The 14,399-nt window shown below is 72.7% G+C and carries 7 protein-coding genes and 1 pseudogene; 2 read left to right on the top strand and 6 right to left on the bottom strand.

The window, feature by feature from the left end; genetic code table 11:
• The 3 genes and pseudogenes from E6J59_05930 to E6J59_05920 all read right to left on the bottom strand — a co-directional run.
• Window positions 1-444 (bottom strand): lytic transglycosylase domain-containing protein (locus tag E6J59_05930; protein ID TMB21433.1); only part of this gene is annotated, 444 nt, incomplete at its 3' end.
• A gap of 2,850 nt (window positions 445-3,294) precedes the next feature.
• Window positions 3,295-3,636 (bottom strand): annotated as a pseudogene (locus tag E6J59_05925) (OmpA family protein).
• Window positions 3,637-4,961: 1,325 nt separating this feature from the next.
• Entirely contained in the window at window positions 4,962-6,536 is a 1,575-nt protein-coding gene (locus E6J59_05920) for a DUF3131 domain-containing protein (protein TMB21432.1), read from the bottom strand.
• An 88-nt stretch (window positions 6,537-6,624) separates the two neighbouring features.
• Between E6J59_05920 and E6J59_05915 the strand changes: the two genes are divergently transcribed.
• Entirely contained in the window at window positions 6,625-7,560 is a 936-nt protein-coding gene (locus tag E6J59_05915; protein ID TMB21431.1) for a hypothetical protein, read from the top strand.
• Window positions 7,557-9,569, top strand: a complete 2,013-nt coding sequence (locus E6J59_05910; GenBank protein TMB21430.1) for a CocE/NonD family hydrolase — start codon at window positions 7,557-7,559, stop codon at window positions 9,567-9,569. The genes E6J59_05915 and E6J59_05910 overlap by 4 nt, the downstream gene beginning before the upstream one ends.
• 9 nt (window positions 9,570-9,578) lie before the next feature.
• Here E6J59_05910 and E6J59_05905 read toward each other — a convergent pair whose 3' ends face one another.
• The 3 genes from E6J59_05905 to E6J59_05895 all read right to left on the bottom strand — a co-directional run.
• Complete coding sequence (locus E6J59_05905) at window positions 9,579-9,812, bottom strand: hypothetical protein (protein ID TMB21429.1); 234 nt, start codon at window positions 9,810-9,812, stop codon at window positions 9,579-9,581.
• Between the two features lie 27 nt (window positions 9,813-9,839).
• Window positions 9,840-12,947, bottom strand: coding sequence for a multidrug efflux RND transporter permease subunit (locus tag E6J59_05900; GenBank protein ID TMB21428.1), 3,108 nt, complete (start codon window positions 12,945-12,947; stop codon window positions 9,840-9,842).
• The coding region (locus tag E6J59_05895) for an acriflavine resistance protein B (GenBank protein ID TMB21427.1) at window positions 12,944-14,399 on the bottom strand (1,456 nt) is incomplete at its 5' end. The genes E6J59_05900 and E6J59_05895, both read right to left, overlap by 4 nt.

The raw sequence follows: 14,399 nt of genomic DNA, 5'->3' as shown, positions 1-14,399 counted from the left end.
CGCGACGGGATCGAGCCGCATGTCGAAACCGTCGACGCTGCCCAGGCCGTACCGTCGGCCCGTGGTGGGCATGAACTGGAGCGGTCCGGCCGCCCCCGCGCTCGAGTACGAGTGAACCTTGGCCCCGGTTTCCTGGGCCATCACCGCGAACAGCAGCGCCTCGGGGAGATTGGCCTTCTCGTAGATCGGTGCGATCTGTTCCCGCAGGAAGAGGTAGTTCTCGTAAGCGTCTGCGAGTTGGGGGCGATTCCAGGTGAGCCAGTCGTTGAGCGCCCGCTTCACGGGTCCGTTGAGGGGGATCGCGTCCTCGAGCTGCAGGCCGCGCCGCGGGGACTCGGCGCTTGCCGTCGGCGCGGGCCCCGTGGTCGACGCCTGGTCGACGAGCTGCTCGCGAACCGCCGGGACCGAGGGTGGGCTCGCCGCCGCGAGGCGTCTCTCGTCGATGGCGGCGCGCAGCGCCCGGATGAAGATATCGATGTCGCAACCGTCCGTCCGCACGCACTCCTCGGCGAGGACGGTCATCCGGTCCGTGGCCGATGCGAGCAGGTTGTTCCCCATGACCGGATCGCCGGATACGATCAGCTCGAGGCCTCTCACGTAGTCGCGCCCGCGGTCATGGATCTTGGCGGACAGCTCCAGGAGCCGGGGAGACGCGAATGCCCTCCGTCGAGAATCCACCAGAGCGAACGCCGTCGCCGTGAGCGTCATGGCCAGCAGGAGCCACGGTGTCGCCCGCGCCTTGATGATCGTCTGCGATGTCGAGTTCATTGCGGTCCTCCAATGGAAATCGCCAGGAGGCCTGAGTCGCAAATCCGCGGCCAACGCGAGGGCCTCTACTCCGAGTCTCGGCGCCCTCTTTGCGCACGCGAACGAATTGCGGACGAAGTCGAATCCGCCGACCAAGCAGGCTCGGCCTTGCCGCCCGGGTGACGAAGGTTTGCCGTACCGTCCGTTTTTGGCGTGCTCGCCAAAGGGCGGCCGGTCCCGTTGCCCGTCCCCTCGACGGCACAGCTGTTGCATAGTGCGAACGCATGGCAACCCTCCCGGGGGCACGGCGTCCGGACGTACCCGGGACTGCGGCCGTGGGTGCGCCAGCCGTCGATGGCGAGGCGGTGGCCGCGCGCCTGCGTGAGCTCGGTGCAGCTGCGAAGGCGCCGGTGGAAGCGCTCGAGCCGGCGCTAAGCGCGATCCTCGAGGCGACGGGCGTGACGGCCGCCGCGGTGTGCCTGTACGACCCGCGTTACGAGCTCCTGCGACTCGCGGCCGAAGTGGGGCTCTCCGACGAGGGCTGTCAACGGCTGCGGACCGTGCGGCGCGGAGGCGTCTCGGGATGGGACATGCCGCTGCACAGCTTGCTCAATCGCCGCGCCTATCTCATCGGGAACGCCGCGCAAAACCGCTATGTCCCTGCGCTGGTCGACTCGGCAAAGCCGGTCCGTGCCGTGGCCTGTCTCCCGCTCTACAGCGGCTCGGTCCCCGCTGGGAGCCTCGTGCTCGTTACGGTCGCGGTGCGGCCCTTCGGGGAAGGCGAAATCCGTGCGCTCGAGCAGCCGCTCCGGGAGCTCGGGAAGCTGATCGAGGCGGTTCGGCGGCAGGCGAGCGAGGCGGCCTCGGCCCGCAGCGCCGTCTCCGCGCTGGCGGCCGAGGGCGATGCGGAGCCTCCGCCCGACGTGCCCGACGCGGCGGGCGTCCGGCCGGCGCGGACCGCGTCGGCGGCGGAGCGGGATGCGGCGCGCCTCACGTCGCTCGCCGCGGCGCTGGCGACTGCACAGCGCGAGCAGGCCCGGCTCGAGAGGGAGCTGGAGCGGCTTCGGGCCACGGCGCCGCGCGAGGACGCGCGTGTCGTCGAGCAGACGGTGGAGATCGACCGGCTGCGGGCGCGGCTGGCGGAAGCGGAGGCGGGGGCGGCGCACGAGCAGCGGGTCCGCGAGCAGCTGGAGGCGGCGCTGGAGCGGGGGGCGTCGGTCGGCCAGCACGACGTGGGCGAGGCGCTCGCGGCGGCCCGGCGTACCGAGGCGGTCCGGGCGGCGCTCGCGGCGGAGAACGCGCGGCTTGCGGCAGAGCTCGAGCGGCTCCGTTCGGCCGGACCGCACGAGGGTGCGCAGGTCCTCGAGCAAGCGGTGGAGATCGACCGGCTGCGGGCGCGGCTGGCGGAAGCGGAGGCGGGGGCGGCGCACGAGCAGCGGGTCCGCGAGCAGCTGGAGGCAGCGCTGGAGCGGGGAGCGTCGGCCTGGCAGCACGACGTGCGCGAGGCGCTCGAGGCGGCGCGGCGTACCGAGGCGGCCCGGGCGGCGCTCGCGGCGGAGAACGCGCGGCTTGCGGCAGAGCTCGAGCGGCTCCCTTCGGCCGGACCGCACGAGGGTGCGCAGGTCCTCGAGCAAGCGGTGGAGATCGACCGGCTGCGGGCGCGGCTGGCGGAAGCGGAGGCGGGGGCGGCGCACGAGCAGCGGGTCCGCGAGCAGCTGGAGGCAGCGCTGGAGCGGGGAGCGTCGGCCGGGCAGCACGACGTGCGCGAGGCGCTCGAGGCGGCGCGGCGGGCGGAGGCGGCCCGGACGGCCGCGGCCGCCGAGAGCGCGCGGCTCGTCGCGGAGGTGGACTGGGCGCGTCATGAGGTGGCACGCATCGAGCCGCTCGTGGCGGCGCTCACCAGGGCCGAAGCCGAGCAGGCGCGGCTCGCCGCCGCGTTGGAGGCGGTCGCCGCGGAGCGTGCCGAGCAGGCCGCGGCCCAGGCGGCGCGCGAGGAGGCCCGCGTCGAGGAGCACGCGGGCGAGCTCGCGCGCCTGAGCGCGCGGGTGGCCGAAGCTGAGGCCGCGGCGGCACGCGAGCAGCGCGCCCGGGAGGCACTCGAGGCGGCGACGGTGCGCGACCTGCCGGAGCCAGCCAACGACGTGCTGCAGGCACTGGAAGCGGTGCGCGAGGCCGAGGCCATGCGCGACGCGGCGCGCACGGAGCTCGCGGCCGCGAGGAGTGAGCTCGTACACACACGGGCCGCCGCCGAGGCGGCACACGAAGAGGGGACGCAAGCGCGCAGCGAGCTCGAGCGCCTCCGGGCACAGGAGCGCGCGGCGCGCGGCGAGCGCGACGAGCTCGCCCGTGCGCTCGGGGAAGCGCGGGCGGGCGCGCAGGCGCTGGGCGCCAAGCTCGAGGAGCGCGCGCACGCAGTCGACACGCTGCTCACGGAGCACGCCGCGGAGGCGGCCGCCGTCGGGGAGCGCTTGGAGACGCTCGCCGCGGAGGGCGACCAGCTGCGGGCGACCGCGGCTGCTCTCGAAGTCGAACGAGACCGCCTGGCCGCGGAGGTGGATGGGGCGGGGGCGGCGCGAGCGCACCTCGCGCAGGCGTTGGAGCAGGGGCTGGAGGCGGCGCGGGTGCGGGAGCAGGGCCTGCACGAGCGGCTCGCGGAGCGCGGTCGCGAACTCGAGACGCTGGGGGCGGCGCACGCGGCAGAGACCGCGACGACTACTGCGCGCCTGGAAGCGCTCGCGGCGGAGAACGACGAGCTCAGTGCGGCGCTGGCGACGCTCGAGGTGGAACGCGATCGTCTGGCCGCGGAGGTGGATGGGGCGGGGGCGGCGCGGGTACACCTCGAGCAGGCGCTGGAGCGGGGGCTGGAGGCGGCGCGGGCGCGGGAGCAGGGACTGATCGACCGGCTCGCGGAGCGGGAGCACGAGCTCGAGCGGGTGCGGGCGGAGCAGGCGGCGGAGGCCGCGGGTGCAACGGCACGGCTGGAGACGCTCACGGCCGAGGGCGATCAGCTGCGCGTGGCGGTGGCGGCGCTCGAGACCGAGCGCGATCGTCTGGCCGCGGAGGTGGATGGGGCGGCGGCGGCGCGGGCGCACCTCGAGCAGGCGCTGGCGCGTGAGCTGGAGGCGGCGCGGGCGCGGGAGCAGGGACTGAACGAGCGCCTCGCCGAGCGCGAGCGCGAGCTGGAAGAGCTGCGCATGGAGCACGCGAGCGACGCCGCGTCCGCGGCGGCGCGCCTCGAGGCGCTCGCCACGGAGTGCGAGGAGCTGCGGGCAGGGCTAGCCGCCGCTGAGGCAGGGGGCGAGTGGCCGGGCGCGCCGCTCGACGAAGCCGTTGGCGCCGAGCTCGCCGAGGAAGTCCGCGGCCACGAGCCCGGTGCGCAGGAGGCGCTGGCACCGGCGGGGGAGCCGGTATCTCCGGCGGAAGCCGCAGCGAGCGGCGCACCCACCGCTGCCGCGACTCCGTCCCGCGGCGGATCGCCCGGCGCACTCATCGTGGTGGTAGACGCCCACCCGGCTTGGGAGGGTGCGACGCCGCAGGGGCATCGGGTCATCGCCGTCCCGCCGGACGATGAGATCGCGGCGCGTCTCGCCGAGCTGCAGCCCACGCGCGTGGTCGTCAACCTCGTCGGGGCGAAGGCGCTAGCGGCGCTCGCCGCGTTGCGCGCCGGGGGATGCACCGCGCGCGTCTGGGGATGCCTCGCGGACCCGGCGGCCGGCCGGGCGCTGGCGCTCGGCATGATCGACCTCGCCGGCCGCCCGCTCGATCCGGACGCGGTCCTCGCCTCGCTCGGGCCCTACGCGAGGCGGGAAACGCGCGTCGTCACCGTTGGCGACGACTTCGTCGCGTTCATCAGCCTGCGGCACGCGATGGTGCGACAGGGAATGTCAGCGTCGATGGCCTGGAGCGCCAAGCAGGCCGCCGAGCTGCTCCCCATGGTGCGGCCCGAGGTCGTGGTGATCGACCTGGAGCTGCCCGCGCGAGAGATCTGCGGCATCGTTGTTCGGCTCGCTTCGAGCGAGCCCGTCCCGAGCGCCATCCTCGTCCGGGGCACCAAGGACCCCGCGCTGGCCTTCGCGGCGGCGCTGGCGCAGGCGACGCACGTTCGCCGGACGGTGCCGCTCCATGAATTGCTCACGCGCGTCCTACGCGTAGCGAGTCCCGGCCCGCCTGACATCGCTGACTGATGGCCTGATCCGGACGAGCGCGGGCGAAGCTCAGTCGAAGAAGCGCTCCTCGCCGATCACCGCCAGGGCCCGCGCCGCGATCGGGTCCGCGGCGAAGCGGCGGCGAATGCAGTCGTCCCTCAGGTAGTTCGCCGCGGCGATGAAGGTCATCGCCTGGTCGAGGGCGAGATACGCGTGCGCCACCCGGCCCGAGCGGGGGTCGACGGCGTCGTAGAAGCCGTACTCGCCGTAGACGTCGTAGAGGGCGGCGAGCTGCCGCAGCTCCCCCGCCGCCTCCGCGGGCGCAACGCCGAGCGCGAGCGCCACCGCGTGCGGCGTGACCGCACCCACCCCGTAGCCGAGCGAGCCGAGCAAGCGGACGCCGTACTCGCCGTACCCGTCGTTCCCGGGCGTCGAGCTCGGGGAGAGGCCCCACACCGGGTAGCCGAGCTCCTCGAGGGCGTAGCGGCGCTGGACGGCGACGTGCGCCGCGTCGTTCGCGCCGAGGCTGAGCGGCGCATGGTGCGCCTCGTCCAGGACGAGGGTCGGCATGAGCGCCTCGAACATGCTGCCGCCCCAGGACGGGACGTAGCGCTCGCCCTTCCATTCGTACCAGCCGCCGACGAGGGGGTGGCCGCGGACCGTCTTCCGCTCGCGCCCCTGCGGGCGCAGCGACTGCCACCGGCACGCCGGGGGGAAGGTGCGGATCATGCGGAACCAGTGCTCCTCCGGCACGTCGCCCTTGCCGATGGCGATCAGGCTCCCGAGACGCGACTCGGCGTAGAGCATCCCGTAGTGGAACTGCGAGCGCGCGGCGAGGTGCACCCAGTAGCCGTGCGACATGCGCTGCCGGCGGGCGTCGTAGAAGAAGCGGTAGTCGCCCCGCTCGATGAGCCGGGTGCACTCGTCGCGGAGCTCGGGAAACGTCGTCCGCACCACCATCAGGCCCGCCGTCAGCCACGAGGAGTCGACGAAGGAGATGAAGTTGCTCGTGCGCTCGAGCGAGGTGGTGTCGTAGTAATTGAAGAGGAACCCCCGGTGGGTCTCGAGAGGGCCGAGCGTGTCGAGCAGGGCGCGGACGCGAGCCACGGCCTCCCGCTCCGAGACGAGCCCGAGCTCCCGCGCCGCGACGATCGTGATCAGGCGGAGGCCGATGCTCGTCACGTTGGTGTAGTCGCCGACGCGGGCATCCTCCCGGCCGCCCGACGCCTCGGCCAGGCGGACGTTGTCGACGGGCAGGTGGTGCTCGCGGTCGGTGAACGCCTCGAGCCCGCGCCACGTGTCGCGGGCGAGGCGGGCGACGAACTCGGCGTCGGTGCGCGGCAGCGCCTCGCGATCGGCCAGGAGACGCTCGGGCCAGCCGGCCAGCCGGGCCTTGATGTAGGGCTTCGCCGCCTCCTCGCCGCCGCGCGATGCCTCCCAGGCCTTCTTCCTCGTCGGGACGACCACGGCGCGGGTGCCGGGCTCGACCCGGCCGCCCACCACCTCGCCGCCCAGCTCGCAGGTCTCGGCGGCGGAGAAGAGGCGGGCGAGGGCGTCGCGGGCGGCGGTCCAGGGGCTCGCGGCGGCGGAGCCGGGGGAGAGGCAGAACGAGAGGGCGAGCAGCACGAGGGGGCGCGGCGGCACGGGGACCACCCCTTCGCAGAAGAGGGTGGGTTGGTAAAGCCGGCGCGCGTCCCGGCCGATACAGCAGCACGGGAGGACGCCGAGCCTCGTGCCGATCGTCGAGAAGGACCCGTGGCGTGCGCAGTACTTCGTGGGCGTCGCCTGCCCGGAGGACGTCGTCATTCCGACCGATGACGCCGACGCCTACCGGCTCCATCCGGCGCACCGTTGGATCTACAACAAGCTCCTCGTCTGCGAGACCCAGGGGCTCGAGCACGGCCCGCACGGGATCGCGCCGTCTCGCTTCCCGGTCTTCAGCAAGCCCATTTACAATCTGCGCGGCATGGGGGTCGGCGGGAAGGTCATCGGCACGCGCGAGGAGTACGAGCGCGAGCAGGTGCCGGGCCACCTCTGGATGCCGGTCCTCGGCGGCGCGCACGTGAGCAGCGACGTGGCGGTCGTGGACGGCGAGCCCCTCTGGTGGCGGCACTCGACCGGCCTCGGGCTCGGCGACGGGACCTTCGACTACTGGACCGTGCTGGCCGACCCGCTGCCGGCGCTCGAGGCGTCCGGCGGCGAGTGGCTCCGCCGCCACCTGCGCGGCTACTCGGGGTTCGTGAACCTCGAGACGATCGCCGGCACGATCATCGAGGCCCATCTCCGCTTCGCGGACCAGTGGGTCGATCTCTACGGGGCGGGCTGGCTCGAGAGCCTGGTCGAGCTCTACGCGCACCGCCGCTGGCGCTTCGCCGACTCGGCACGGCGCACCGGGTACAGCGTGGTCCTCTTCGGGCAGCACGGGGCGCGCTGGGCGATCGATCCCGCCGAGGTCGACGCGCTCCGCAGCGGGGCCGGCGTGTCGAGCATCCAGATCACGTTCCACGCGGACCGGCCGCCCGACGCGCACGCCATGCCGCCGGGCGGGTTCCGGCTCGCGATCGTCAACTGCTGGGATCTCGCGGTGGGCCTCCTCGTGCGCGAGCGGCTCACGAGGATGTTCCGCACCTCGGACGCGCGCGAGGCGGCGCATCCCGGCGCGCCGTGAAGATCCGCACCGCGTTCCCGCGTCCGGTCCGGCGGATCGAGCACTGCTGGATCCCCTTGCCCGACGGGTGCCGGCTCGCGGCCCGCCTGTGGCTCCCCGAGGACGCCGACACGTCGCCCGTGCCCGCCATCGTCGAGTACATCCCGTACCGCAAGCGCGACTTCACGCGCGCGCGCGACGAGCCGATGCACCACTACTTCGCGGGCCACGGCTACGCCGCCGTGCGGGTCGACGTGCGCGGAGCGGGCGAGTCGGACGGCCTTCTCGTCGACGAGTACTCGGAGCAGGAGCTCGCCGACGGCGTCGCGCTGGTCGACTGGCTCGCCCGGCAGCCGTGGTGCAGCGGGGCGGTCGGGATGATCGGCAAGTCGTGGGGCGGCTTCAACGTCCTGCAGATCGCCGCCCGGCAGCCGCCCGCGCTGAAGGCGGTGGTCACGGTCTGCGGGTCCGACGACCGCTACGCCGACGATGCCCACTACATGGGCGGCTGCCTCCTGAACGAGAACCTCACCTGGGGGTCCGTGCTGCTCGCCTGGAGCGCGCTCCCGCCCGACCCGGCGCTCGTGGGGGAGCGCTGGCGCGCGACCTGGCTCGAGCGCCTCGACCATGCCGTCCTCTTCCCCGAGGTCTGGCTTCGCCATCAGCGGCGCGATGCGTACTGGCGGCATGGCTCGGTGGGCGAGGACCTCGCCCGCGTCGCCTGTCCCGTCTACGCGATCGGTGGGTGGGCGGATGCGTACACGAATGCGATCCCCCGACTCCTCGCGGGGCTCGCGGCGCCGCGCAAGGGTCTCGTCGGGCCCTGGGCGCATGTCTACCCGCACGCTGGCACTCCCGGGCCGGCGATCGGGTTCCTCCAGGAGGCGCTCCGCTGGTGGGACCGGTGGCTCAAGGGGATCGGCACCGGGATCATGGACGAGCCGCTCTGCCGTTTCTGGATGCCGGAGGGCCGCGAGGGGGCCGGCCGGTGGGTGGCGGAAGCGGCCTGGCCGTCGCCGCGCATCACGCCGAGGCGCTGGGCGCTGGCTCCGGGTCGGCTGGAGGAGACGGGCGGCGCGGAGACGCGCGTCGAGCGGCGCTCGCCGCAGGCGGTAGGGCTCGCCGCCGGCGACTGGTGCTCCTTTGGAGGCGAGGACGACGCTCCCGGGGACCAGGGGGACGACGATCGGGGGTCGCTCACGTTCGACTCGGCGCCCCTCGGCGAGCGGCTCGAGATCCTCGGCGCTCCCGTCGCCGTTCTCGAGCTGGCCGTGGACCGGCCCCAGGCGTTCCTCGCGGTCCGCCTGAACGAGCTCCTCCCCGACGGCTCCTCGGCCCGCGTGACCTACGGCGTGCTCAATCTCACGCACCGGGCGAGCCACGAGCACCCCGAGGCGCTCGAGCCGGGACGGCGATACACCGTGCGCGTGCCGCTCGACCACGTCGCGCACGCGTTTGCGCCCGGCAGTCGCATTCGCCTCGCGGTCTCGAGCGCGTACTGGCCCCTCGTGTGGCCGTCACCCGAGGCGGTGACGTTGACGCTCTTCACCGGTACCAGCAACCTCGAGCTGCCGGTCAGGCCGGTGGACCCGGGGGACGATCGGCAGAGGCCCTTCGCGGAGCCCGAGGGCGCACCGTCCGCTCCGTACACCGAGCTGCGCCCCCGGCGCGTCACGCGCATGGTCGAGCGCGACGGCGCCACGGGGGAGGTCGTGCACACGATCGTGACCGAGGGAGCCGAGCTCGGAGCAGCGGGGCAGGGCCGGCTGGAGGAGATCGATCTCGAGCTCGGGCAGTCGAGCGTCCGGCGCTACCGGATCCGGGATGACGACCCGCTGACGGCCCGGGCGGAGGTCGTGCAGCGGATGGGGCTCCGGCGCGGGACGTGGGCGGTGCGGGTCGAGAGCCGTGCCTGGCTCTCCGCGACGCGGGATGCCTTCGAGCTCGGCGCACGGCTCGAGGCCTTCGAGGGCGACAGGCTCGTCCGGTCGCGCAGGTGGGAGTCGAGCGTTGCGCGTGATGGGGTGTAGGGCAGGCTCCTAATCGCCAAGCGCGATGCCGTCGGCGCGCGGGTCGCGAGCGCGCCCTCGGCCCACACCATGGCGAGGAGGTCGCCCGCCCACGCCGCACATGTGCGGGTAGGCCACCGCGAGCGCGAGGCTCGTCGCCACGGCGGCGTCGACCGCGTTGCCGCCGTCGCGCAGCACGTCGAGCCCGATCGCCGAGGCGAGGGTGAGCGGCGAGCAGACGGCGCGGCGGGAGAAGCGGGGCATGCCTGAGTCAGACCCGAGCGGAGCACCTCACCGCCACGCCGGCGACGGCGCCTCGCGCCGGAACCGCCGCTCCCGCAGGCGGTGAAACCACAGGCCGAACCGGTCCAGGTAGAGGTAGACGACGGGGGTGGTGTAGAGGGTGAGGAGCTGGCTCAGGAGGAGGCCGCCCACGATGGTGATGCCGAGGGGGCGGCGCAGCTCGGCGCCCACGCCCATGCCGAGGGCGAGCGGCAGGCCACCCAGCAGGGCCGCCATCGTGGTCATCATGATGGGCCGGAAGCGCAGCAGGCAGGCCTCGTAGATCGCCGCCTCCGGGGGCTTCCCCTCCCTTCGCTCCGCCTCGAGCGCGAAGTCGATCATCATGATGGCGTTCTTCTTGACGATGCCGATCAGCAGGATGATCCCGATGAGCGCGATCACGCTGAGATCGGTGCGGCAGAGTTGGAGTGCCAGGATGGCGCCGACGCCGGCGGAGGGGAGGGTGGAGAGGATGGTGAGGGGGTGGATGTAGCTCTCGTAGAGGATGCCGAGGACGACGTAGACGGTGACCAGAGCGGCGAGGATGAGCAGCGGCTCGTTGGCGAGCGAAGCCTGGAAGGCCTGGGCGGTGCCCTGGAAGCTCGCGCGGATGCCGGCGGGGAGGGCGAGGTCGCGGACGGCGGCTTCGATCGCGGCGACGGCGTCGCCGAGGGCGACGCCGGGGGCGAGGTTGAAGGAGAGGGTGATGGCGGGGAACTGGCCCTGGTGGTTGACGGCGAGGGCGGTGGTGGCCGGGGCGAAGTGGGTGAAGGCGGCGAGGGGCACGGGCGCGCCGGTGGCCGGGCGCACGTAGATGTCCTTGAGGGTCTCCGGGCTCTGCCAGAACTCCGGGGCGACCTCCATCACCACGTGGTACTGGTTCAGCTCGGTGTACATGGTCGAGACCTGCCGCTGGCCGAAGGCGTCGTAGAGGGTGTCGTCGATCAGCTGGGGGGTGATGCCGAGGCGGGAGGCGGTGTCGCGATCGATCGTGATCGAGGCCTCCAGGCCGCGGTTCTGCTGGTCGCTGCTCACGTCGACGAGGTACGGGAGCTCCTGGAGCTTGCGCTGCACGCGCAGCGCCCAGCGGTTGAGCTCCCGCAGGTCGTCGCCCTGCAGAGTGAACTGGAAGAGCGCGTTGCTGAGACGCCCGCCGACCCGGATGTCCTGGACGGCCTGGAGGTAGAGGCTCGCCCCGGGCACGATGGCGAGCTTCGGACGAAGGCGCGCCATCACTTCGGCGGCGCTCAGCTTCCGCTCGTCGATGGGCTTGAGCGCCATGAACATGCGCGCCGCGTTGGTGCCCCCCTGCGTGCCCGTGAACGCGACCACGGTGTCCACCGCCGGGTCCGACCTGACGATACCCACGAACTGCGCGAGCTTCTGCTGCATCGAATGGAACGAGGTGTCCTGGTCCGCCTGGACGGCCCCCATGAGCCGCCCGTTGTCCTGCTCCGGGAAGAATCCCTTGGGCACGATCACGTACAGGTACACGTTGATGCACACGGTGGTCAGCGCCACGAGCATGGTGAGACGGGGGTGCCGCAGGACCCACGCCAGCCCCACCTCGTAGGCCCCGAGGAGCCGGTCGAAGGCACGCTCGCTCGCCCGGTAGAGGCGTCCGTGCGCTTCGCCGCGCCTGGACTTGAGGAAGCGGGCACACATCATCGGGGTCGTGGTGAGGGAGACCACGAGCGACACGGCAACGGCCACCGAGAGCACCACCGCGAACTCCCGAAAGAGCCGCCCGACGATCCCGCCCATCAGCAGGATGGGGATGAACACGGCCACGAGCGAGGCGCTCATCGAGAGGACGGTGAAGCCGATCTCGCGCGAGCCACGCAGCGCGGCCGCTCGCGGCGTGAGCCCCTGCTCGAGGTAGCGGGTGATGTTCTCGATCACGACGATCGCGTCGTCGACTACGAAGCCGGTCGAGATGGTGAGCGCCATCAGCGAGAGGTTGTCGATGCTGTAGCCGCACAGATACATCACCCCGAACGTGCCGATCAGGGACAGCGGCACCACCACCCCCGGGATCGCGGTCGCCCACGCGTTGCGCAGGAACACGAACACCACGAGGATGACGAGCGCGATCGAGACGAGGAGCGTCAGCTCGACGTCGCGGATGGAGCTGCGGATCGTGGTGGTGCGGTCGAGCATCACGGTCAGGTCGATCGCGGCGGGAATCGAGGCCCGGAGCTGCGGCAGGAGGGCCCGTACGCGGTCGACCGTCGCGATGATGTTGGCAGCGGGTTGCCGGAAGATGATGATCAGGACGGCCGGCTTGCCGTTGGCGAGGCCGGCGGTGCGCAGGTCCTCGACCGAGTCCACGACCTCGGCGACGTCCGAGAGGCGCACCGGCGCGCCGTCGTGGTAGGCGACGATGAGCGGCCGGTACTGATCGGCCTTGAGCAGCTGGTCGGTGGTGCGGATCGCCCACGCGGTGGTCCCGTTCGCGAGCTCGCCCTTGGGCCGGTTGGCGTTGGCGGCGCCGAGCGCCGCCCGCACCTGCTCGAGCCCGATGCCGTACTTGTTGAGCACCGTGGGGTTGAGCTCCGCGCGCACCCCGGGGAGCGCGCTGCCGCCGACGACCACCTGGCCCACGCCCTGCACTTGCGCGAGCTTCTGCTGCAGGATCGACGAGGCCGCGTCGTAGAGCCGGCTCGTGTCGATGGTGGGCGAGGTGAGCGCCAGGATGAGGATGGGCGCGTCGGCCGGGTTCACCTTCCGGTAGTTGGGATTGTTCGGCAGGTTCGTCGGCAGCTGCCCGCGCGCGGCGTTGATCGCGGCCTGCACGTCGCGCGCGGCGGCGTCGATGTTGCGGCCGAGGTCGAACTGCAGGACGACCATCGTCGAGCCGAGGTAGCTCGTCGACGTCATGTCGGTGACGCCGGCGATGCGGCCGAACTGGCGCTCGAGCGGCATCGCCACGGCCGAGGCCATGGTCTCCGGGCTCGCCCCGGGGAGAGCGGCCGTCACCTGGATGGTCGGGAACTCCACCTGCGGGATGGGCGACACCGGGAGGTGCTGGAAGGCGAGCACGCCCGCCAGGGCGAGCGCCAGGGTCAGGAGCGAAGTCGCGACGGGGCGGCGGATGAAGGGCGCGGAGATGCTCACCGGGCCTCGAGTGCCATGTCGTCGGCCGCCCTGGGCACCCTCCGCCGCGCGAGCCGGTCGAAGGCCAGGTACACGACGGGGGTGGTGTAGAGGGTGAGGAGCTGGCTCACGAGGAGGCCGCCGACGATGGTGATGCCGAGGGGGCGGCGCAGCTCAGCGCCCACGCCCGTACCGAGGGCGAACGGGAGGCCGCCCAGCAGGGCCGCCATGGTGGTCATCATGATGGGGCGGAAGCGCAGCAGGCAGGCCTCGTAGATCGCCGCCTCGGGCGGCTTCCCCTCCGTCCGCTCCGCCTCGAGCGCGAAGTCGATCATCATGATGGCGTTCTTCTTGACGATGCCGATCAGCAGGATGATCCCGATGAGCGCGATCACGCTCAAATCGGTGCGGCAGAGGAGGAGCGCCAGGATGGCGCCGACGCCGGCGGAGGGGAGGGTGGAGAGGATGGTGAGGGGATGGATGTAGCTCTCGTAGAGGACGCCGAGGACGATGTAGACGGTGACCAGCGCGGCGAGGATGAGCAGCGGCTCGTTGGCGAGCGAGGCCTGGAAGACCTGCGCGGTGCCCTGGAAGCTCTGGCGGATGCTGGCGGGGAGGCCGAGGTCGCGGGCGACGGCTTCGATGGCGGCGACGGCGTCGCCGAGGGCAACGCCGGGTGCGAGGTTGAAGGAGAGGGTGACGACGGGGAACTGGCCCTGGTGGTTGACGGCCAGCGCGGTGGTGGCCGGGGCGAAGTGGGTGAAGGCGGCGAGGGGTACGGGCGCGCCGGTGGCCGAGCGCACGTAGATGTCCTTGAAGGTCTCCGGGTTCTGCTGGAAGCTCGGCTGCACCTCGAGGACGACGTGGTACTGGTTCAGCTGCGTGAAGATCGTGGACACCTGGCGCTGGCCGAAGGCGTCGTAGAGGGTGTCGTCGATCATCTGGGGCGTGATGCCGAGGCGGGAGGCGGTGTCCCGGTCGATCACCAGCGACGCCTGGAGCCCGCCGTTCTGCTGGTCGCTCGCCACGTCGCGGAGCTCGGGGAGCGCCTGCAGCCGCTCGACGAGCCGCGGCGCCCAGGCGTGCAGCTCGCCCGCGTCGGCCGCCTCGAGCGTGAACTGGTATTGCGTGCGGCTGACGCGGTCCTCCACCGTGAGGTCCTGGACCGGCTGCATGAAGAGGGTGATCCCCTGCACCGCGGCGAGCCGCGGCTGCAGGCGACGGATGACGTCGCTGGCGCCGACGCCGCGCGCGTCGAGGGGCTTCAGGTTGATCTGGATGCGCCCGCTGTTCGCCGTCGTGTTGACACCGTCGACGCCGATGAAGGACGAGAGGCTCTGCACCGCGGGATCGTGCAGAATCACCGCGGCGAGCGCCTGCTGGCGCTCCGCCATGGCGGCGAACGACACCGACTGCGGCGCCTCGGACACGCCCAGGATCACGCCCGTGTCCTGCACGGGGAAGAAGCCCTTC

The organism is Deltaproteobacteria bacterium, assembly GCA_005879795.1.
Classification (GTDB): Bacteria; Desulfobacterota; Binatia; order DP-6; family DP-6; genus DP-6.
Note: the sequence above shows the minus strand (reverse complement) of the source record. Positions and strands in the feature narration are given on the sequence as shown.

Coding starts and splice junctions, on each gene's coding strand:
- E6J59_05905 (TMB21429.1), bottom strand. CDS start 9,812: ATGCCCCGCTTCTCCCGCCGCGCCGTCTGCTCGCCGCTCACCCTCGCC.